Origin of the sequence: Klebsiella sp. I138, assembly GCF_051131765.1 — a bacterium.
Taxonomy (GTDB): Bacteria; Pseudomonadota; Gammaproteobacteria; order Enterobacterales; family Enterobacteriaceae; genus Klebsiella.
Genome location: NZ_CP180447.1, coordinates 2,664,788 through 2,685,886, shown reverse-complemented (window position 1 = coordinate 2,685,886; position 21,099 = coordinate 2,664,788). Strand labels below are relative to the sequence as shown.

Below are 21,099 nucleotides of genomic sequence, written 5' to 3'. Positions count from 1 at the left end.
GACGGTTCTGGTTTTAAGAACTATCCCTAAAGTCATGACCGGAATGTTATGCCATGCTGTTGATGACTCATAACATTAAGCACGTTAGAGAGGAAATGATGAAAAAAGCAATGATTGCGTTATCTGCGATTCTGGTAGCAGCCCCCGTTTTTGCTGCGACAACACACGCAACTGATGATACCGTCGCGGCGGCCCATGAAGGGGCGAATACCGCGAAAGAGAAACTGCACCAGGCTCAGAATGAGGGCGAAGAGCAGAAGCTGAAATCCGAACACGCGGCGCAGGGTAAAAGCGACAGCGTAGGCAGCCAGGTGAGTGAAGGTGCTCAAAAAACCTGGAACAAGACCAAAGAAGGGACCGAGAAGGGTTGGGATAAGACCAAAGAAGGGACCGAGAAGGGCTGGAATAAGACCAAAGCCGCCACCGAAAAAGGGTGGGATAAGACGAAAGAAGGCACCGAAAAAGGCTGGGATAAAACCAAGCAGGGTGCGGAAGACTTGAAAAATAAAGTCAGCGAATAATTCCCCGTTGCCGCTTCACGCAAAAAGTCGTTCAAACAATAAGGTCGCGAAAGCGGCCTTTTTTTATATGCAGGTAGGGTGATTGAGAGCAACGTCGCGGTGATATTCGCCTCGCGGCAGCGACGCTGAACGACAATGCCAGGAATTGTCCTGGATATCCTGATACTCACTATTTCTCCACATTCCGGCGGTAAAAAGGAGGCATATCAGGAGGTGTACGATGAAAAAAATGATTTCTCTGGCCGTGATGTTGTCCTGCGCATTAAGCTCATTAGCCTATGCCGACGGTCCCAACGGCAATGGTAACCCAGGCCAACAGCAGGTGTGGCAACAAAACGGCTCTGGTCACGGTGGTCAGGACGGTAATCGTCAGCAGGGCCCCGGTAATAATGGTCCTCAGGGCAACGGCGACAGCCATCGTCAGGGCGGTGATAATCGCGGCCCGGATCGCAACAACGATCGTAACAACGCCGGCGACAACCGCGGTGATAATCATGCACAAGGGAAGTCGCATCAGGACAGACATGAGCAAGACCACTTTGCGTGGAACGGCCATGACTTCCGCAAGGGACAGCCTGCGCCGGATCGCTATCGCGGCAATGATTATCGGGTCAGCAACTGGAACGATCGCGGTCTTCCGCCGCCCCCGCAGGGTCAGCACTGGTCGTATATCGACGGCAACTACGTCCTGATTGCAGCGGCAACGGGCATCATTACGTCTATTCTGGTGAACGGCGTTCTGTCGCACTAATGCTGTAACCCTCTCCCGGTCAGGGAGAGGGCATTTCCACCAGGCGTTCTGAGGACGACTATCTCTTGTTCAACTCATCATCCGGCCAGTACTTATAGCCGTTAAGCATCGCCTGAGCGGCCAGTCCTTTCTCGGTAATCTCATACACATTTACCTTCGACGGCAGCGAAGAGGTATCTTTTGCGACACCGCTTGCCGACGCCGCGACCGGGGCGACGCCCTTATCATCATATTTCGCTGCGGCATTGGCGTCCGCGCCGACCATATAGCCCTGAGTAATAAAGGTGTGGAGCGCGGCTTTATCATGGAACACCAGCACGGTACGCTGCTGCTTCACGCCCATCCCCAGACCGGCGCCGCCCTGAGCCATTTTCATATAGGTATCTTTGCCGGTGCGAATATCTCTCACCACGCCGTAGCCGCTGCCAAATCCAAGCACTAAAATTTTGCTGCTGTTGCTGGAAAATACCGCGTAGCCATCGGCGTGCTGGATATCGCTGCGGGCTTCAGGATATAGCGAATAGAGTTTACTCAGCGTTTCGCTGCGTATTTTCTGAATGCTGGCGCGCTGCTGGCTGGCGGTATCACCCTGGGCGCTACAGCCGGTTAGCGCCAGCGCTGACGCCAGGAAAAGTGCCTGATATTTCATATTTGAGTTCTACTGTAATCCGCATTTATCTGCTGACATGGGTTTATTTTCCGGTACGTCCCGCAAGGGACCATCGGGGTTCCGTGGCGCGTGTCGGTTGCCAGCCACATGACGCCTGGCGGGTAGACTGCGGGTATTGAATAAGCTGATTTAAGGCGGGTAATCGTAGAATAAAAATGCGTTAATAATCCAAGAATTAAAAGTTTATATTTAAATTTTGCCTTATATTTGGTCTATTTCACTGCTTTTTTAGGGTTTATTGGTATGGATGATGAGTTTTATTTTTAGACGTCAGTGAGGCTATTTCTTTTGTCTCCTGGTCTGGGTAACGTGCTGAATAATCATTAGTAAATGAGATGAAGCGCACGCCAGGAATCAGAAATCTTGCTTGCATTAAGCGCTTATCCAGATAAGTTATTGAGTCTGAGTATATTCTTCATACTTCACGTTTTTGGGGCTCTGGCATCTCATTTTCCAACCGCCGTTTACCTGAAGCCTGAATGAATCAGGATATCTATTTCTTATTTCCCGGAGACCGGCATGAGCGATTTTGTGATTCCAGAAATTAAAGCAGCTGAAGAAGAAATGATTGCGATCCGTCATTATTTACATGCCCATCCGGAATTAAGCCTGGAAGAGTTTAATACCAGTGAACTGGTGGCGGAAAAACTGACGGAATGGGGTTATACGGTCACGCGTGAACTGGGCAAAACCGGGCTGGTGGGATCGCTTACCAAAGGCCACTCATCGCGTACGATCGGGCTGCGCGCCGATATGGATGCGCTGCCGATTTTTGAAACCACCGAATTACCGTGGGCCAGCACGGCGCCGGGAAAAATGCACGCCTGCGGCCATGACGGCCACACCACTATTCTGCTGGCGGCGGCAAAATACATCGCCTCACCGGCCTGCCAGTTTAACGGCACGGTGCATTTGATTTTCCAGCCTGCGGAAGAAGCTATCGGCGGCGCGGATCTGATGATTAAAGACGGGCTGTTTGAACGCTTCCCCTGCGATAGCGTTTTTGCGCTGCACAACATGCCGGGGCTGCCGGTCGGTAAGCTGGGCTTCTACGCCGGCAACTTCATGGCATCGGCGGATACCGTCAAGATAACCATTCACGGCTACGGCGGCCACGGTGCCCACCCGGAGCGCGCGATAGACCCCATCCTGACCGGGTCGGCGCTGGTTATGGCCCTGCAAAGTATCGTCGCTCGCAACGTGCCACCGGGTGAAACCGCCGTAGTGACCGTCGGGACCTTCCAGTCGGGCATTGCCTCCAACGTTATCCCGGAAAGCGCAATGATGGAGCTGACCGTACGGGCCATGAAGCAGGAAGTGCGCGATCTGCTGATTAAACGCATTCATGAAATCACGGAGTTCACGGCCAAAAGCTACGGTGCCACCAGCGAGATTGAAGTCTACGACTCCTACCCGGTGCTGACCAACAGCGTGGATGAGACCGCGTTTGCCAAAGCATTAGCGCTGGAAGTTTTTGGCGGCGAGCAGGTGCTGGAGTCCATTTCGCCGATGAACGCCAGTGAAGACTTTGCCTTTATGCTACAGGCGCGTCCGGGCTGTTATTTCCTGCTGGGCAACGGTGAGAAGGGCGGTAAAGGCGGCTGCATGGTGCATAACCCTGGCTATGACTTTAACGATGACATTATTACCACCGGGGCGTCGTTTTTCGCCCGGTTAGTTGAAACACACTGCCGTTGATCTCTGGAGCTCGTAAATAATGAAAAAATCACTACTGCTGTGGGTCGCACTGATGGCATCAACATCGGCGCTGGCCGCAGAACAAAAGGAAATTCGCTTTGGCGTCGATCCCACTTTTGCGCCGTTTGAATGGAAAGACCCGCAGGGCAAGCTGGCGGGATTCGATATTGATTTAGGACATGCCATCTGTCAGCAGCTCCAGGCGAAGTGCGTGTGGGTGGAGAGCAACTTCGACGGCATTATTCCGGCGCTGAAGGCGCGGAAGTTCGACGCCATTCTCTCCGGCATGTATATGACCGAAAAGCGTAAAGAGCAGATTGGCTTTACTGACAAGCTGTATAACGGCCCGGTATTCCTCGTGGCGCGCAAAAATACGCTGACCGGTAATACGCCAGAGCAGCTCAAAGGCAAAACCATCGGCGTGGAGCAGGGATCGGCCCAGGAGACTTACGTCAACCAGCACTGGCGTCCGGCGGGGATCAATATCGTCGCCTATCAGGGCGCTGACAGCGTAGTGCGGGATCTGGAATCCGGGCGTATTGATGGCGCGGTGCTTTCAGGAATGATGGCGGACTACAGCTTCCTGCAGCAGCCGCAGGGCAAAGATTTCGCCTTTGTTGGCGGAAGTTTGCAGGATAATAAGCTGTTTGGTGCCGGTGCGGCGATCGGCCTGCGTAAAGAGGACGATGCCCTGCGTCAGGAAATTAACGGCGCAATTGCCCATATTCTTGCCGACGGAACCTATAAAAAACTGTCGGGTAAATATTTTAGCTTTGACGTCTATTCCGGCACATAATGTTGTGATGCGTCCGGCGGGCACGGATTAGCCCGCCTCAAGATTCCTTTTCTGACTCTCCACTCATTGTTCTTTCCCAACCCTTGGGCCTGGCGAAGGATGCAGAATATAAGCGATAAGGAGTGAACGGCATGAATACACGTCCATTGGGCAAAACCGGATTTTCCATCGCGCCGCTGGTCTTCGGCGGCAACGTGTTCGGCTGGACCTGCGATGAAAAAACCAGTTTTGCCATTCTTGATGCTTTTGTTGACCACGGCTTTGATGCCATTGATACCGCCGATGTCTACTCCCGCTGGGCGGAGGGTAACCAGGGTGGCGAATCGGAAACCCTGATTGGTCGCTGGTTGCAGGCGCGTCCGGGGATGCGTGACAAGGTGAAAATCTTCACCAAGGTGGGCTCTGATCTGGGGCTGCCCGGGCATAAAGGGTTGAAGAAAGCCTGGATCCAGCAGGCCGTGGAAGACTCGCTGCGTCGCCTGAACACTGATTATATCGACCTCTATTTTGCCCACTGGCCGGACCCGGAAACCCCACTTGCCGAGACGCTGAGCGCGTTTCACGCGTTGCAGCAGGCAGGGAAAATCCGCGCGACGGGCGCATCCAACCTGGATGCTCAGCAGCTATCTGCGGCGCTGGAAGTGGCGCGCAAAGAGGGGCTACCTGCCTGGCAGGTGCTGCAACCGGAATATAACCTCTATCATCGTTCCGCTTTTGAGGGGGCGCTGTGCGACCTGTGCATCAGCCGGGAAATAGGCGTCGTCACCTATTACAGCCTCGCCTCCGGTTTCCTGACCGGCAAATACCGCCAGCAGTCCGACCTGGGGCAAAGCCCGCGCGGCGGCGGTATCGGGAAATACCTCAACCCGCGCGGAATGCGGATTCTCGATACGCTGGAAGAGGTGGCCGGTCAGCACAATGCGAAACCTGCCGAGGTGGCGCTGGCCTGGCTAATGAGTCGGGAAGGGGTGACCGCGCCTATCGCCAGTGCGACCAGCGTGGCCCAGGTGGAAAGTTTTGCGCGTGCCGCTCACCTGACGCTAAACGCCGCTCAGCTGGCGCGGCTGGAAATTGCCAGCGCCTGATAGCCGCATACCGGAGCCGCCGGGCTCCGGTGTTTTTCTCAGGCCGAATGCTCCGTCACATTCAGAATCTGCGCGCTGGCCCCGACCGGGAAATTGCTCAGCGCGGCAAAATCGCTTCCCTGATAGCCCAGAATTTTACCGTCGGTGCGCATCTGTTGCAGATCGATAAGGATCACCCCCAGCGTCGGAATGATTTTCTCGCGCCAGACGAACAGATAAAGATCGTCGGCAACCGCCACGTAATGACAGCGATCGACATCCGCCAGCCCTTTCTCCACGCCGTCCAGACACTGCCAGGCATAGAAATTATCGTTGAGATAAATATGCTCGTAGCGTTCGGTTGGGCTGTAGGTGTACTGGTTACGCATCCCCACCAGCGCGCGGGTGAATGTCGGCAGCGGTCCGGATTCGTCATTCAGGCGTGCAAAATGGAAGTCGGCTTCTACCGCCGTTAGCGGCAGCCCTTGCTCGACGCGGCTGAACGCATCGAGACGCGCGGCCTGCTCCGTTGGCAGCTGCCCGTAGACCAGGGTGGCGTTATTTTGCGTCAGGTTGCATACCGCGCTGATGCTGGCATTTTCCGTGCCGGGATCGAGAAAATCGATAAACAGTACATCGGGACGAATGGCGGTCACGCGCCCGGAAACCGGCTGCCCGTCCCAGGTAAAGGTATGGGCGTCGCTCATCGTGAGCTGATGACGGGTGCCGTTGGCCAGAGAAAAGGTCAGGGATTTTCCGGCTGGCAAAGCGGCGGTCGGCAGCACGTTGCCGTGAGGCGCAAAGCCGTCCGCCAGCGCGCCGACCTGAATAAACACTGCTTCTGAAGTCATGGGTGATCCTTGTGGCTAAAAAAGTTAAGAAAACGCCAGCGTCGGAACGTCGACCGTACTGGCGCCGCCGTCGGCGACCAGCATTGCGCCGCTGATAATCGACGCCTGCGGGGAGCAGAGGAACTGGCAGGCGAGGGCAATCTCTTGCGCGCTGGCCGGGCGACGCAGCGGGACATCGCGGCACACCTGGCGATAGGCCTGCTCAAGGCTGAGACCCTGCGCGGCCATCAGCGGCTGCATCTCCTCGTCGGCCATCGGCGTCGTCACCCAGCCGGGGCAAATGGCGTTGGCGCGCACGCCCTGCGGGCCATAGTCCCGGGCGACCGAACGCATCAGGCCCGTCAATGCGTGCTTGGCGGTGACGTAGCCGCAGGCCTGTGGCCCGGCCGCGAGAGAGGCAATTGAGGCAACAAACAGCACGTTGCCGCGGCGGGCAATCAACGACGGCAGGCAGGCGCGAACGCTGACGAAGGCACTGTTGAGATTGCTCTCCAGCGCCGCACGCCACTGCTGGTCGCTGGTCTCTCCGGCGGCGCCGTAGCCCATGCCGCCTGCGCTACAAATTAAAACGTCAATATGGCCTGCGCGTTCGCGAATCGTTGGCAGTAGACGCATCTGCCACTCATCGCCGCTGGCGGCATCGCCAGCCAGCGCGATGGCGCCCGTCTCTTCCGCCAGCGCTCGCAGAGGAGCCAGACGGCGGCCGGTAATGAACACCGTCTCGCCTGCCGCCGCCATCAGTCGCGCACAGGCGGCGCCAATCCCGGTACCACCGCCGGTAATTACTACCACTCTACCCATTGTCTCTCTCCCAAAAACGCCTGCTTTGTACCTTAGAAAGGGGCGTGCTTCCCGGCTATCGTTCAAAAGAACGAGCGCCGGGCGGATCACTCGCTCGAGGTCACAGGAATCGCCTGCGGTGCGGGAACCGGCTGCATCGTTTGCGGGTCCACCGCGAGGTAGCGACCGGTTTTGGCATCGATTCCGGCGTAGTCAATCAGCCTGCCGTCGGCGTGAACCACCATGGTGCGTTTGGCAAATGCGGCATAAGCCTGGCTCATCGCCTTCACCCGCTGCGGGTATTGTGCGGCGACGTCATGGGTTTCCAGCGGGTCCTGCTTAAGATTGAACAGTCCCCACGGCGCGTCGCCGGCCTGCGGGAAGGTTTTGACCAGCCGACGCAGCTTCCAGTCGCCGTCAACCCAGGCTGCCTGGTTATGCAGCTCAACGCCGTAAGAAGAACGGGGCGGCTGCTGAGTTTCTCCGGTCAGGTAGCGTTTAAAGCTGACGCCGACCATCGGCAAGACCGGTTTCTTCGCCAGCGCTTTGTTGGCGTCGATACCCGCGAACTCATATAAGGTGGGCGCGACGTCGTATACCGCCATGGTGGAGGTGTCAATTTTGCCGCTATGTACTATCCCGGGACCGGAAATCATAAAGTCGGTGTTGATACCCCCCTGGCCGCTGGTGGTCTTATGGTAGCGGGCGTAAGGGGCGTTGCTGACGTTCGCCCAGTGCGGACCGTAGGAGACGAACGATCCTTTGCGGCCAATATTCTCGTAGCGGTTGTCGAACTGTTTCCAGAACGACGGTTCCGATTCGTAGTAAAAGCCCTCCGCCGGATTAGCGCCGTTATCGGTTAAAAAGAGCACAAGGGTATTTTTATCACGCCCGGTTTGCTTCAGCGTGTCCATCACGGTGCCAATTTGTGCATCCATGTTGGCGATCATCGCGGCGTACACCTGCATCACTTTTGCCGTGTATTTTTGTTGTTCCGGCGTGAGTGCCGCCCACTCTTTATCGAGATCCAGACCCGGAAGCGGCGTATCGTCATGGAGGATCCCCAACGCCTTCAGACGGGCAATACGCTGGCGATAAACCTCGCCATAGCCCTGTTCATACTGACCCTTAAAGCGCTTAATCCATTCATCCGGTGCCTGCAGCGGGTCGTGTGGCGCGGTAAATGCCAGCCAGGCGAAAACCGGCTGTTCCGCTGGCGTTTCTTTGATCCACTGGTTCATCTGAGCGGCGTAGGCTTCGCTGGAGTAAAAGTCGGCGGGAAGCGAAGCGCGCTGGCCGTCGCGGGTGTAGTAGGTATGGAAAGCTTCGACGGTACCCAGCGGTATCGCATCGTCAAAATGGCTGGTGCCGCCGCCCATAAAGGCGAACGAGTGGTGAAAGCCGCGATCTTGCGGCGTGGCACCGGGCACGAAGCCGAGATGCCATTTTCCGGCCATCAGGGTGTTATAGCCGGCATCTTTAAACCGTTCGGCCATGGTGGTGACGCGGTCAGTGAGACGCAGCTCATAGCCCTCTTTGCCAATGGTGCTGTCATACCACCACATGCCGCCCATGCCGGCCTGTTGGTTAGTATTCCCGGTCAGCAGCATCGACCGGGCGGGGGCCGACATGGGTGACGTGTAATACTGACTCATGCGCACCCCTTGTTCGGCCATCGTCTGCAGGTTAGGCGTCGGAATTTCGCCGCCGAAGGGGCTGATATCGGAATACCCCATATCGTCGGCGATAATCACGATGATGTTGGGGCGCTCGGTTTGCGCGCTGTGCGCTGCGCCGGAGAGGATCATGCTCAACGCGGCGGCCACTGTTTTTTTATTCACTACCTGGTCTCCTGTTCAGGCTCGGGGATTTATCGCGCCCGAATATGAAGGCAGCGCGACCGTGGAAAAAATCGGTTAGCGCACCGGTTGGCTTTCGATAAAACGGGCACGCCAGGCGCGCAGGCCGTTGAGGTCGCGGGAGTAGGAGCGCAACGGGGCGAGGATTTCGCTAAAAAAATGGAAGTAGCCGGCGCACAGACGGTTGTAGCCCGCGTCGTTAAGATGGGCGGGACAACCGCCCTGGCAGACTATTTTCACTGCACACTGCTGGCATTCCCGGCGCCGGCTTTTTTCGCTGCCGAAAGGCAGATGAGTCGCACTATCTACCGCCTGAGCCAGCGGGCGTTCAGCAAGCTGGCCGAGGTGATGCCCGGCGTTAATCAGATGATCGCAGGCGTAAAGTTGGCCGTCAGGCTCCATCACCAGGTTGCTGCCGCAGCGGGCGGCATGGACGCAGGTGGCGCTGGTATGGGTAAAATATTGCCCCCATGCCTGCTCAATATTCATCACGAAAACGCGCCCGATATCGCCGCGCTTACGCCACTGGCGCCAGACCGCGACCATAAAACGCCCCCAGTTCTCGGCGCTGAGGCGATAGCCTTGCTGTAGGGCATCGCCTTCGCTCATCAGCGGCTGAAACTGCAGGTAACGAGCGCCAAGACTGACCACGTGGTCGTAAATGGCGGCGGCGTGGCGGGTCATCTCATCGTGGACCACGACCAGTAAATTGAATTCCACCTGATGTTGATGCAACAGGGCGATACCGCGCAGCGCCGCCGGATAGCTGGCCTGGCCACGTTTATCCGGCCGGTGGTGATTTTGCAGCGTTTCACTGCCCTCAAGACTGACGCCGACCGTGAAATGATGTTCATGGAACAGACGGCACCACGCATCGTTGATTAGCGTGGCGTTAGTTTGCAGGCTGTTACTGATGGTGACGCCCGCAGGGGCATAGCGCTTTTGTAACGCCAGCGCTTTTTTATAAAAGCGCAGACCGGCCAGCAGCGGTTCACCGCCTTGCCAGACGAAGTTAATCTCCCGAGCCCCGGCGGGTTGGGCGGCAATATAGCGACGGATAAACGATTCCAGCGTCGGCTCGTCCATTTTCTGCACCGGCGCGTCGCCCTGCGGGTAGTAGCAGTAGCGGCAGGCGAGGTTGCAGGCCGGGCCAATCGGTTTGATCAAAATATGAAAGGGCACCGCTGCCCGGGGTTCAATAGCCAACGGAATTTGCTGCTGGCGTAATGCGGCGATATTCAGCATCGATGGCTCCGTATTTATTTTTTTGGCGAACGCAATGCTTTGGGCAGCAGAAAAGCTGCGCTTCCGGTAATGGATAAGCAGCGGATAAGGAAATATTTATTAGGTATAGAGGAGTGGTTTAAAAAGACTATCGTCCTAAAGAACGAGACAGGCACTGAAAAGCGTGAGGATGTGAACCTAAACGGTATTCGGTTATAGCGTTAATAACTTTTGTTTATGTTTTAATGTTCTGGCGATAACAGGATAGCATATTGATTATTAATTCTTTAATTAACAGTGCGTTGAATAATTTTTTGTAACCCATATCACACTGTTAATATGTTAATGATTGTGTTACTTAAATGTGAAATGTATGCTTCATCTATCGGTCTTCATCCACGTTTATACCCTAAATAATTCGAGTGCAGGAAGGCGGCAATGCAGGGCATCCCCAGGGGCTTACGGAAGTCAGTGGCTGGGGTGAACAGCGCCCGAAGGGCGGGGCTCAGGGATGGAGCGAGTATTGCCAGCGCACATGCAACTTGACGTATGACGGGTAAAGCGCACTTTCACCTCGACGGGAGGGGAATCATGTCTGCTTTATTAAAAGCCGGTCGTAATGATGCGATAATTGCCCGTTGTTTACAGACAATTTCACAGTTAATTCCACTGTCGTCGGCGGTGTTTTATCGGGTAAATAATCGTTTAAAACCAGAACACTATATTTTGCATAATATTTCCGCGAATACGCACCAGCAATATCTGGAGTGTTTTCAGCCGCTGGATCCGCTGCTGCCGTCCCGCTTTAGCCATCAGGCGATTACCATGGCAGCGATGACGCCGGGTCTCTGCGACCGCAACCGTCATTACTATCATGAGTTTATGTTGCCGAATAACGTTCGTGACATGACCGAAGTCTTTATTCGCCGCGATCGGAGAATTATCGCCGGTATCTCCTTGATGCGCGACGTAGCTTTCTCCAGCGAAGAGCGTCTGCGCGCCCAGGCGGTACTGCCGCTGGTGGAGCTGGCAATCCATGATTGTCTACTGGAAGACGATGACGACCTGCCGGCGATGCTGACGGCGAAAGAGCGTGAAGTTGTCGGCATGGTCCGCGAAGGGGCCAGTAATAAGCTGATAGCCCGTCAGCTGGATATTTCTCTCTCCACGGTGAAAACCCACTTACGCAATATCTTTGCCAAGACCGAAGTGGTCAATCGTACCGAGCTTGTTTCCCGAACCTGGATGCCATCCGCTCAGCGCACGCTGCATCTGTAATCTGACTCATCGCATCCCGCGCGCGCCGCCAACCGCGGCGTTTTCCTGATGCCAGACGGTATCACTCCCTGGGCGATTGCCCGGGGGGAGACTTTTTTGACTGGAGCACGCACCACGATGTCGAGTACACCCGTTGCTGAAAGTCGTATCTCCCGGCCGTCCGGGCTGGTTTTTACCGCCCGCCTGCTGGGCGCTATCGTCATTTTCGCCGCCGTTGCGCCGGGAATTCTGATGACCGCACCAGCGGTCGCAGCACAGTTGGCCAGCGAGTGGCGACTGACGCCCGGACAAATTGGCTATCTTTTCTCTGCCGAACTGGGTGCGATGAGCCTCGCCACGCTGCCGGCGTGGTGGTGGATGAGCCGTCTTAACTGGCGCCGGGTTGCGCTGTGTGCCTGCGGGGTATTTTTCGTAGCAAACCTGGTCTCGGCGACGGTCAGCCAGTATGAAACGCTGCTGATCGCCCGCTTTATCGCCTCGCTGGCGGGCGGCACGTTGATGATTCTGTGTATCAGCTGCGCGGCCGGGACGGCGAACCCTTCACGCGTGTACGCCTTCTGGGTGCTGGGCCAGCTGCTGCTGGGCATGGTGGGGCTACTGGTTTTGCCAGGACTGTTTGCCAGCTTCGGTCTGAAGGTGGTGTACCTGATCCTTGCCGCGATCATGCTCTGCTGCCTGCCGCTGGTTTCGGCATTTCCCCGGCGCTTCCAGCCGATGCCCGCATCTTCCCGCCAGCAGCCCTCGGCCGCTCCGCTACGTAAGCTGTTTGCGGTGCTGGCGGTTCTTACTTTTTACATCAGCCTCAGCGCGGTATGGACCTTTATCGGCACCATCGGCAGCGCGGCGGGATTAACCGCGGCGCAAATCGGTATGGTACTGGCGGCCGCCACGGTGTTCGGCATTATCGGCGCGGGCGGCGCGGCGCTGCGTGGGACGCGGCGCCCTGACCGGGTCCCGGTCTGGCTGGGCTACGGCCTGCTGATACTCAGTATTGTGCTGCTGGTCAGCCATCCGCTGCTGGTGCGCTTTGCGCTGGCCGCGCTGTTGTTCAAATTCACCTGGACCTTTGTTCTGCCTTTTATTCTCGCGCGCGTTGCCGGGCTGGATAACAACGGTCGCCTGATGAACAGCATCAATCTGGTGATTGGCGGCGGGATGGCGGCAGGCCCGGCGTTGGCCGGCGCACTACTACAACATTTCGCCAGCGCCGATGCGCTGCTTATTGCGGCAGGCGGCTGCGCGCTGATCTCAGCAGGATTGATTCTGGCGGCATCGCCCGCCGGGAAGAGTGAGCCAACGGGAGGATAGAGTGAAAAGAAAAACCGGTTTCTTCTTTGATGAGCGTTGCTTCTGGCACAGTACCGGCCTGCATGCGGTGACGCTACCGGTCGGCGGCTGGGTACAGCCTCCGGCAGGAGGCGGCCATGCGGAATCGCCGGAAACCAAACGGCGGATGAAAAACCTGATGGATGTCTCTGGCCTGACTCCGCAGCTTCAGCAGCGCTGCGCTGCTGCCGCCAGCGAGGAAGATTTACGCCGTATTCACCCGGCACATTATCTGGAGCGTTTTAAGGCGATCAGCGATAGTGGCGGGGGCCTGCTGGGTAAAGAGGCGCCGCTGGGGCCGGGCAGCTATGAAATTGCCTGTCTTTCTGCCGGGCTGGCCAGCGCGGCGGTCGAGGCGGTGCTGAGCGGTGAGCTGGATAACGCCTACTCCCTGTCGCGGCCGCCGGGGCATCACTGCCTGCCGGATCAGTCGATGGGTTTCTGCTTTCTTGCCAATATTCCTATTGCCGTTGAGCGGGCTAAGGCGCGGCACGGGCTGGGCAAGGTCGCCATTCTCGACTGGGATGTGCACCACGGTAACGGGACGCAGCATATCTATCTGCAGCGTGACGATGTGCTGACCATCTCGCTGCACCAGGACGGCTGTTTCCCGCCGGGCTATGCCGGGGAAGCGGATCGCGGGACCGGCGCGGGTGAAGGGTACAACATCAATGTGCCGTTGATGGCCGGTGCGGGGGACGACAGCTGGTGCTACGCGCTGGATACGATAGTCCTTCCGGCGCTGGCGCGCTTTGAGCCGGAGCTGATTATTGTGGCCTGCGGCTACGATGCCAACGCCATGGATCCGCTGGCGCGGATGCAGCTCCACAGCGACAGTTTTCGCGCCATGACCGAACGGGTGCAGGAAGCAGCAGACCGCCTGTGTGCAGGGAAGCTGGTGATGGTTCACGAAGGCGGCTATGCCGAATCCTATGTGCCGTTCTGTGGGCTGGCGGTGATGGAAGCGTTAAGCGGGGTGAAAACCGAGGTTGAGGATCCGCTGCTGGCGTTTATTCAACAGCAGCAGCCGCGTGAGGCATTTACCCGCTTCCAGCGCCAGGCAATTGACGAGCTGGCGCACCAGTTTGGGCTGAAGTAACGTTCGTACGCTTCTCCGCTATGCTTGCGGAGAAGCGCTCTCCTGCTGTGCTTTGTTTACCCCCATGACTTCCCCGTTACTTCTCTGCCATCCATTGGCCGATTGCCTGATGAATCATATTCATGACGCTCAGCAGCAGCATACGCTGTTGTTTTTCGAGGCGCAGGTAACGGCGCAGCGGCGGCATTTTGCAGACCACTTCGCTGGCGGCCCACGGTTCAATGCAGCAGCGCCAGCGCTGGTCGTCAATGGTTAAGGAGAAGCGGCGATAGTCCAGCTCGCTCAACGTCTGCTGTAATCGTGGAAAACGGTTGAGATATCGGGCGAGGTCGGCGGCCGATTTTGCCGCCCGGAAGGTGACCGGCTGGCGTTTAAGCCAGCCGGATTGATGGGCGCGAATCTTACCCTGAGCGGGCCGGGTGACCGGCCCCTCGACGACAAATTCGCAGCTGTGAATGCTGGCCATAAACAGCCGTTTCTGGCGAACGCTGAACGTCACATCGGTGGTGGCATTCAGGTGCAGCACCGCACTTCGCTCGCTGAGTTTTTCACTCTCCCAGCCAGTTAAATCGCGCTGCACCGCGTTCATCAGCGGCGTACTAAACGAGAGGACGGAGGGCATCTGGCGTCATCTCCCCTTGGTTTTGTTTCTCATAGTTACCTATCGCGCGCTCCACCACTTCTTCAACAGGTACCGGGCGGAACGGGTTGACCCGCTGCACGCACACCGTCCAGAAAAGCGCATAGGCGGCGGTTAACCCAAGCATAATCCCGAACGGCACCAGCACTTCGCGGCTGTCCATGCCCGGTGGGGTGATATTGAAGATGGCGATAATAATCCCGACGCTGGAGATAATCTGCGGCAGCGGGAACCACGGCGAGCGGTAGGCGCGGGGCAGATCCGGGCGACGAATACGCAGCAGTACTACCGACAGAGTCACCAGCAGATAGGCGACGCCCCAGGCACAAACGGCGGCGAGGATCAGTGGCACGATACGGTCGATATCGCCATGCAGATACCAGGCGTGCAGGCAGGGGATTGCCACGCCAATCGCAATGGCGATAACCGGCGTCTTGAAGCGAGGATGCAGCCAGGTCAGAAAGCGAGGAAGTGCGCCATCCAGCGCCATGCCGTAGATAATCCGAGGTACGGCGGCCATCAGGGTATTGATGGTGGCGCAGCCCGCCAGCAGCAGCCCGACGCCCAGCCAGTATTGCCCCGCGTGGCCCATCACCCGCTCGGCAAAGGCCGGAATAGCCATCGGCGTATCCAGCAGGTGGACGTTGTTCGCCGCGTCCAGCACCACGTTCTCGACCTGGCGGTTAATGGCCGCGCCATAGATAAACATGCAGCTTGCGACGCCCAGCAGACCGAGCGCCATCGCACGAGGAATGGTCCGGTGCGCCTGTTTAATTTCCGGGGCCATGGGAGTGACCAGCTCACAGCCGACGAACATAAACATCGCCATACCGATATAGCCGAAGAGGCCCGAAAGGTCGCTGACGTTAATCGGCGTACCGAACCAGCCTGAAAGATGCGTCACCGGTGCCATAAAAATACCGCACAGGCCGAAGATGGTCAGCGTGCTCCACATCCCGAAGGTGAGTACCACTTCGACCTTACCAAAGATCTCCACGCCAATGGCGTTCAGCAGGCCGAAAACCACCACCATTCCGACGCCGACCATCCAGGTATTCTGATGGGCGGCCATCTGGCTGCTGATGGACTCAAAGTTCACCAGCGCCATCACCCCGGCCAGAATGGTTTCCGCGGTACCGGCAAAAATATGCACGATCAGATAGGCGCATAGCGCGCCGGTAATGGCGAAAAAGCGCCCCATTCCGCAGGCGATATAGTCATATACCGAGCCGGTCGTGGGGATAAGCGTCGCCGCTTCGGCAAAGGTGGTGACCTGAGCCTGCATCATAATAAACGCCAGCAGGACCGCCAGCGCGAAGGTATCACCACCCATGCCAAAACCGCTGGTCACGGTCAGGATCACCGGGCTAGCCATAATCAGTCCGACGGAGCTGGCGAGGGTAGTAGGAAAGCCGACGACGCCGCGTTCGAGATGGCTGGCGAGTCTTTTACTGAACATAGTCAACCTCTGCACAAGATAGGGAAGGGCAGGGAGTGGCTGGAAGTGAATAGCCATTCCGGATAGTCATAATTTAGGTTGGCATCCGGCTCAATGAATATCGTCCTGAAGGTGGAGAGCGGCGGTTGATTCTGTGACGAAGTGCATGATTACAATCCCCGCCGCCGGGCACCGGGGATTGTCTGCATCTGCTACCGGCTTTCGACGTTCGCCAGGTAATGCTTGACGAAGCGTGGGGTGAGGATTTTCCACTCCACTTCGGTACCCTGTTTCACAAACCAGCTGTCGCCAGGGGCGAAACGCTGTGGCTTGCCGCCCGACACGGTCAGCTCAACTTCGCCTTCCAGAACGGTGGCGTGTTCGGTAAACGGATAGGTCATAGTGAAACTCCCCTGAGTGGACGAAAACAGGCCGCAGGTAAAGGCGTCCTGCGGTTCGCCGTAAACCATAGCGCCCGCCACCTGCGGATCGCCTTCGGTTGGCGTTGCGCCCAGCAGGCTGACGCTGCCGATAGGCTGCAGTTCGGGAACCGGTTGATCGAGTTTAAATGCTTGCATGATGTTCTCCTGGTTAACTCCGGCCTTTCCAGTAACCGGCGGTTTGATGCATGAGTTTTCCGGCAGTGACCAGCAGCAGACGCAGGCTGTCACGACCGTGGATTGTCGCGTGAGGAATGCTGCTCATCAGGCGGTAACGATCCGAGCCGCCGCTGATCCCTTCGGCGAGGATTTTGCACACAATATGTGAGGGGGTGACGCCAAACCCGGAATAGCCCTGCACGTAGAAGACGTTATTGTGGTCGCGCAGGGTACCGATTTGTGGGAACAGATTGGCGCTACAGGCCATCGGGCCGCCCCAGGCGAAGTCGATTTTGACATCCTTAAGATAAGGGAACACCTCCGCCAGCAGCGTACGGTTCCAGGCGGCAAAATCGTTCGGCGTATACTCAAGGTAACGCGTTGCGCTGCCGAACAGCAGGCGGTTTTCCCGGGTAATGCGGTAGTAGTTGATGACCGGGCGAATATCGCTGAAGGCACCGCGCAAAGGGCTGATACGGTCGATCAGCTCATCGGAAAGAGGCTCCGTTGACACCTGATAGGAGTAGGTCACCAGGGTCTTGTTATAGATCTCCGGTTCCATATTGTTGAGGAAGCTGTCGCAGGCCCACAGCAGTTTGGCGGCCTTCACGCTGCCCATCGCCGTGCGCACCCGCACCTCTTTGCCGTAATTCACCTCAACGACCGGGGAGGATTCGAAAATCTTCACCCCTAATGAGTGGGCCGCTTTTGCCGAACCCAGCAGCATATTCAGGGAGTGGATCTGCCCGCCGCCCATATGCTTGAGCGCGCCGCAGTAGACGTCGGAGCCGACAATTTGCTGCACATCGCTGCCGGTATAGAGCGCAATATCCTCATCCGGAGTGGCGGCCTTAAACTCTTTTTCCCACTGGCGCAGCGTCTTCAGCTGGCGCTGGTTGTAGGCTAAATAGCCGTAGCCGGGAACGAAGTCGGCATCGATATTGTATTTCTGAATGCGCTCGCGAATGATCCCGGCGCCAAGATTGGAGATTTTAAACAGCGTCTCCAGCCCCTCTTTACCTACGTGTCTTTTCACCGCTTCAATGTCGTGGCCGATACCGGCCATCACCTGGCCGCCGTTGCGCCCGGTGCCGCCGTAGCCTAAATGACGGGCTTCCAGCACCACCACGTTGGTGATGCCCTGTTCCGCCAGCTCCAGCGCGGTATTAATCCCGGAAAAGCCGCCGCCGATGATCACCACGTCGGCTTCAATATCGTCCTGCAGCGCCGGAAAATGCAGCTGGTATTTTTTTGTGGCGCCGTAGTAGTTCAGCGCATCGATTTTGATATTCATAGCGTTACCCTGTCTCGCCTGGCTAAGGCCCACATCACAGCATGGCGGAGGGGGGCTGAATATCGTCCGAAAGAATGACGTTCTTTAGAACGATAGGCAGGGTGATTTGACCGTGGTGTGATGGGGGACATTTCCTGAAAAAAACGGGTGCCACCGATGAGTGATGTGACCTTACTTGCTGAAGTAGCTACTTTTTTACGCCAACCGCACGGACAGTTTATTGCCGGGGAGGCTTTACCCGGAAACGGTCCGGCGCTGGCAGTGATTAACCCCGCCACCGGCAAAGCGATTGCGCAGGTCACGTCGGCGGATGTCGGGCAGGCTGAGCGGGCGATGGCCAGCGCGAGTCAGGCATTTGAGTCCTGGCGCGCAATGCCGACGCTACAGCGTGGCGCGCTGCTGCTAAAGCTGGCGGATCTTCTCGCCGGTCATCGTGAGGAGCTGGCGCAGCTGGAGAGCCTGTGCTCTGGTAAAACCATCGGCCTGGCGCGGATGCTTGAACTGGATCAGTCGGTAGCGTTCCTGCGCTACTTTGCCGGCTGGGCTGGCAAGGTGACCGGCGAAACGCTGGATGTCTCGCTCCCGTCAATGGCGGGAGAGAAGTACACGGCTTTTACCCGGCGTCAGCCGGTTGGCGTGGTGGTCGGTATCGTGCCGTGGAACTTCTCGATAATGATCGCTATCTGGAAACTGGCAGCGGCGCTGGTGTGCGGCTGCACGATTGTTATTAAGCCGAGCGAATATACGCCGCTGACGCTGCTGCGGGTTGCGGAACTGGCGAAAGAGGCGGGGATCCCGGACGGCGTGATTAACGTGGTGAACGGCGCGGGAGGTGAAATTGCCCAGCGGTTGATTACCCACCCGGCCTGCGCGAAGGTCAGCTTCACCGGTTCGGTGGCGACCGGCGAGAAAGTCCAGCAATCGGCGACCGGTGCCGGGAAGCGCGTCACTCTGGAGCTGGGCGGCAAAAACGCCGCGCTGTTCCTCGACGATCTTGCCCCCGAGGCAATGGTGGACGGTATTATCGAAGCGGGCTATCTCAACCAGGGGCAAATCTGCGCCGCTGCCGAGCGTTTTTATCTGCCGCAGGGCAAGCTGGATGCAGTGCTGGAAATCCTCAAACAGCGCCTGTCTGCGCTGCGCCCGGGTTCGCCGCTGGATGAACAGACGCTGATGGGGCCGCTGGCCAATCGGCAACAGTTTGAGAAGGTATTGCAGCTGATTGAGAAAGCGCGAGAAGAGGGTGACACCATTGTCTGTGGCGGTGAAGCGCTGCCTGGAGAGGGCTATTTTGTCCTGCCGACGGCGGTGAAGGTCCAGAGCGAAAACAGCACGCTGATGCAGGAAGAGACTTTCGGTCCGGTGTGCAGTTTTATCGGGTACCAAAGCGAAGAGGATGCGCTGTCCCGCATTAACGCTTCGCCGTTTGGCCTGGCCGCCAGCGTCTGGTCGGAGAATATCCGCAAGGCGTTGCGCTATTGCGATGCGATTAATGCCGGGATCGTTTGGGTTAATATGCACACCTTTCTCGACCCGGCGGTGCCGTTTGGTGGCATGAAAGGATCGGGAATTGGCCGCGAATTCGGCAGTGCATTTATCGATGACTACACCGAACTGAAATCGGTGATGATGCGCTATTAATGTGAGGCTGACCTGGCGACATGGACTCTTCAGGTCTTTGCCTGTTGCCGGGAGTGAAACAATACCTCTGGCTAACATCAGCAGGTTAAAAATTATTGAAGATATGAGAAACAAAATATATGCCTTTTACTCCCTGATAGTGTTGTGGCTGTATTGAATAAAATATACCACTGTACTTTATTACAGAGAGTTTTCGTTGGCTATAATGAGTCGTTCATTGTGCGTTGCATCTGAACGATGCAGCATCGTCGCTGTTATCGTTCAGATGCGCCCCGGTTATTCCGGAGCATTTAAATATGTGAGAACATATATTCACATTTACGGCTGTGAATCTATTGGCAGATAGTCAATAATAGTTAACCGTAAACGTGACGCGCCCATCCGCCACTCCTGCAGTAAACGCAGATGATGTTTTAACATAGCGCGCAACAAGCGGGTAGATAATCGTACTATCGCCTGATTTAGGCAAATCTACGACTGACGGGCTGTTAAAGTTAAATGGTTGAGGGGTGGCAGTGTCGGGGGTGCCGTGAGCAATTTGTATACTCACACCTCTGGCAGATTCGGGGGATGATATAATATTCATTATCCCATTTTCAGCATCAAAAATACCGTTCACCGGGGAAAGGCTGACGCTGATTTGGTTATTTGTTGTAGGTGGAATATCTCCCGTCGCTAAGTTGACCCGGCTGTATGCCGAGTGATATCCCGAAAATGTGGGACAATCTGTTAGTTTAATCGATGCATCTACCCACGGAGTTCCTGCCGCGGAGGAAAATACGGATGCATTATGTGTTCCCAGAGGTACATTGACATCCGGTGTCGTACAGGTTTTGGCTACCACATTGACAGAACCCGATAACTGATAACGCCTGGCTATTATGGGGAAGTTTCCTGCAACATTCGTTCCTGGATCATAGTATCTGATCATGTTAGGGAATAAAGATGAATCAATGGTGTAATTTCCAGGAGGAGTCTCACCAATTTTGATTAATGAAAAGTCAAAAACGCCCCCCATTCCGTAATTTATAGCGGCCACGTCAATGGCAACCTGAATCTCAGAAGCCATAACGGGAGATTCTTTTGTTACTGCTTTTCCAGAGTACCAAATCGCGATGCCAACGCCCGGAATATTGGTTTCATACACTTTACCACCTAATGGCGGTCCGGCCCAGTTTGATAAAGGCGAGTTGACTGAGTCTATACCTAACATCCATTTAAGCGTTCCCGTATCAGGTTTTGGCGAACTGCATCGTAGATGAACTTCCGTCGGAAATGAGATAGTGCCACCATATAATACCGTCCCTAATGGCATGTCAGGCCCGACGGTTATATTATTCCCGATGATATTTAATACTTCGTTTTTTTCGGGTGTTGTCTGTTCGCACTGTATTAAAGCCTGAGCCCATGACGAGTACAGCGTAAAAAATAAAGGGAGATATTTTATACAAAAAGTGGTCATTATTCTCATTTTCACTCCAGAAATATACTATTCTGATGCATTTAATCGGATGTAATCATTCTTATTAATCCAAATTAATCACACTACAATTGAATTCTGATTGTTATC

The 21,099-nt window shown here is 56.3% G+C and carries 19 protein-coding genes; 9 read left to right on the top strand and 10 right to left on the bottom strand.

The window, feature by feature from the left end:
- Window positions 1-98 precede the first annotated feature (98 nt).
- Complete coding sequence (locus tag ACMYSK_RS12515) at window positions 99-521, top strand: hypothetical protein (protein WP_434644067.1); 423 nt, start codon at window positions 99-101, stop codon at window positions 519-521.
- 220 nt (window positions 522-741) lie between these two features.
- Window positions 742-1,272, top strand: a complete 531-nt coding sequence (locus tag ACMYSK_RS12510) for an RcnB family protein (RefSeq protein WP_434643579.1) — start codon at window positions 742-744, stop codon at window positions 1,270-1,272.
- A gap of 58 nt (window positions 1,273-1,330) precedes the next feature.
- Here ACMYSK_RS12510 and ACMYSK_RS12505 read toward each other — a convergent pair whose 3' ends face one another.
- On the bottom strand, window positions 1,331-1,921 hold the full coding sequence (locus ACMYSK_RS12505; protein ID WP_434643576.1) for a YSC84-related protein: 591 nt from the start codon (window positions 1,919-1,921) through the stop codon (window positions 1,331-1,333).
- Between the two features lie 540 nt (window positions 1,922-2,461).
- On the opposite strand from ACMYSK_RS12505, the gene ACMYSK_RS12500 reads away from it, so the two are divergent.
- The 3 genes from ACMYSK_RS12500 (at window position 2,462) to ACMYSK_RS12490 (ending at window position 5,521) form a co-directional block, all read left to right on the top strand.
- Window positions 2,462-3,640, top strand: a complete 1,179-nt coding sequence (locus ACMYSK_RS12500; RefSeq protein WP_434643573.1) for a M20 aminoacylase family protein — start codon at window positions 2,462-2,464, stop codon at window positions 3,638-3,640.
- 19 nt (window positions 3,641-3,659) lie between these two features.
- Window positions 3,660-4,436, top strand: a complete 777-nt coding sequence (locus ACMYSK_RS12495; RefSeq protein WP_434643570.1) for an ABC transporter substrate-binding protein — start codon at window positions 3,660-3,662, stop codon at window positions 4,434-4,436.
- Between the two features lie 131 nt (window positions 4,437-4,567).
- Window positions 4,568-5,521 carry an aldo/keto reductase gene (locus tag ACMYSK_RS12490; RefSeq protein WP_434643567.1) on the top strand — a complete coding sequence of 318 codons (954 nt, stop codon included), beginning with the start codon at window positions 4,568-4,570 and terminating at the stop codon, window positions 5,519-5,521.
- A gap of 38 nt (window positions 5,522-5,559) precedes the next feature.
- On the opposite strand, the gene ACMYSK_RS12485 is transcribed toward ACMYSK_RS12490, so the two are convergent.
- The 4 genes from ACMYSK_RS12485 to ACMYSK_RS12470 all read right to left on the bottom strand — a co-directional run bounded on the left by ACMYSK_RS12485 (window position 5,560) and on the right by ACMYSK_RS12470 (window position 10,235).
- Window positions 5,560-6,351, bottom strand: coding sequence for a MoaF C-terminal domain-containing protein (locus ACMYSK_RS12485; protein ID WP_434643564.1), 792 nt, complete (start codon window positions 6,349-6,351; stop codon window positions 5,560-5,562).
- A gap of 24 nt (window positions 6,352-6,375) precedes the next feature.
- Complete coding sequence (locus ACMYSK_RS12480) at window positions 6,376-7,152, bottom strand: SDR family NAD(P)-dependent oxidoreductase (RefSeq protein ID WP_434643562.1); 777 nt, start codon at window positions 7,150-7,152, stop codon at window positions 6,376-6,378.
- A gap of 86 nt (window positions 7,153-7,238) precedes the next feature.
- Entirely contained in the window at window positions 7,239-8,972 is a 1,734-nt protein-coding gene (locus ACMYSK_RS12475) for an arylsulfatase (protein WP_434643560.1), read from the bottom strand.
- Between the two features lie 75 nt (window positions 8,973-9,047).
- Complete coding sequence (locus ACMYSK_RS12470; RefSeq protein WP_434643558.1) at window positions 9,048-10,235, bottom strand: anaerobic sulfatase maturase; 1,188 nt, start codon at window positions 10,233-10,235, stop codon at window positions 9,048-9,050.
- 570 nt (window positions 10,236-10,805) lie between these two features.
- Here ACMYSK_RS12470 and ACMYSK_RS12465 point away from each other — a divergent pair.
- The 3 genes from ACMYSK_RS12465 to ACMYSK_RS12455 all read left to right on the top strand — a co-directional run bounded on the left by ACMYSK_RS12465 (window position 10,806) and on the right by ACMYSK_RS12455 (window position 13,917).
- On the top strand, window positions 10,806-11,492 hold the full coding sequence (locus tag ACMYSK_RS12465; protein WP_434643555.1) for a response regulator transcription factor: 687 nt from the start codon (window positions 10,806-10,808) through the stop codon (window positions 11,490-11,492).
- Window positions 11,493-11,609: 117 nt separating this feature from the next.
- The gene (locus tag ACMYSK_RS12460; protein WP_434643552.1) at window positions 11,610-12,800 is read left to right on the top strand and encodes an MFS transporter; all 1,191 of its coding nucleotides are present in this window, start codon (window positions 11,610-11,612) and stop codon (window positions 12,798-12,800) included.
- Between the two features lies 1 nt (window position 12,801).
- The gene (locus ACMYSK_RS12455) at window positions 12,802-13,917 is read left to right on the top strand and encodes a class II histone deacetylase (RefSeq protein WP_434643549.1); all 1,116 of its coding nucleotides are present in this window, start codon (window positions 12,802-12,804) and stop codon (window positions 13,915-13,917) included.
- Window positions 13,918-13,993: 76 nt separating this feature from the next.
- Here the strand turns inward: ACMYSK_RS12455 and ACMYSK_RS12450 are convergent, their stop codons facing one another.
- The 4 genes from ACMYSK_RS12450 to ACMYSK_RS12435 all read right to left on the bottom strand — a co-directional run bounded on the left by ACMYSK_RS12450 (window position 13,994) and on the right by ACMYSK_RS12435 (window position 17,888).
- Window positions 13,994-14,539 (bottom strand): DUF3156 family protein, encoded by a 546-nt coding sequence (locus tag ACMYSK_RS12450; RefSeq protein ID WP_434643547.1) that lies wholly within the window; start codon window positions 14,537-14,539, stop codon window positions 13,994-13,996.
- Window positions 14,517-16,016: an APC family permease gene (locus ACMYSK_RS12445; protein WP_434643544.1), complete on the bottom strand. Its 1,500-nt coding sequence runs from the start codon at window positions 16,014-16,016 to the stop codon at window positions 14,517-14,519. Before ACMYSK_RS12445 ends, ACMYSK_RS12450 begins: the two co-directional genes overlap by 23 nt.
- Before the next feature lie 191 nt (window positions 16,017-16,207).
- On the bottom strand, window positions 16,208-16,573 hold the full coding sequence (locus tag ACMYSK_RS12440; protein ID WP_004859114.1) for a cupin domain-containing protein: 366 nt from the start codon (window positions 16,571-16,573) through the stop codon (window positions 16,208-16,210).
- A gap of 13 nt (window positions 16,574-16,586) precedes the next feature.
- Window positions 16,587-17,888 (bottom strand): NAD(P)/FAD-dependent oxidoreductase, encoded by a 1,302-nt coding sequence (locus ACMYSK_RS12435; protein ID WP_434643542.1) that lies wholly within the window; start codon window positions 17,886-17,888, stop codon window positions 16,587-16,589.
- A gap of 156 nt (window positions 17,889-18,044) precedes the next feature.
- Between ACMYSK_RS12435 and ACMYSK_RS12430 the strand changes: the two genes are divergently transcribed.
- Entirely contained in the window at window positions 18,045-19,529 is a 1,485-nt protein-coding gene (locus tag ACMYSK_RS12430; RefSeq protein ID WP_434643539.1) for an aldehyde dehydrogenase family protein, read from the top strand.
- A gap of 346 nt (window positions 19,530-19,875) precedes the next feature.
- On the opposite strand, the gene ACMYSK_RS12425 is transcribed toward ACMYSK_RS12430, so the two are convergent.
- Entirely contained in the window at window positions 19,876-21,000 is a 1,125-nt protein-coding gene (locus tag ACMYSK_RS12425) for a fimbrial protein (protein ID WP_434643537.1), read from the bottom strand.
- Window positions 21,001-21,099: the final 99 nt, after the last annotated feature.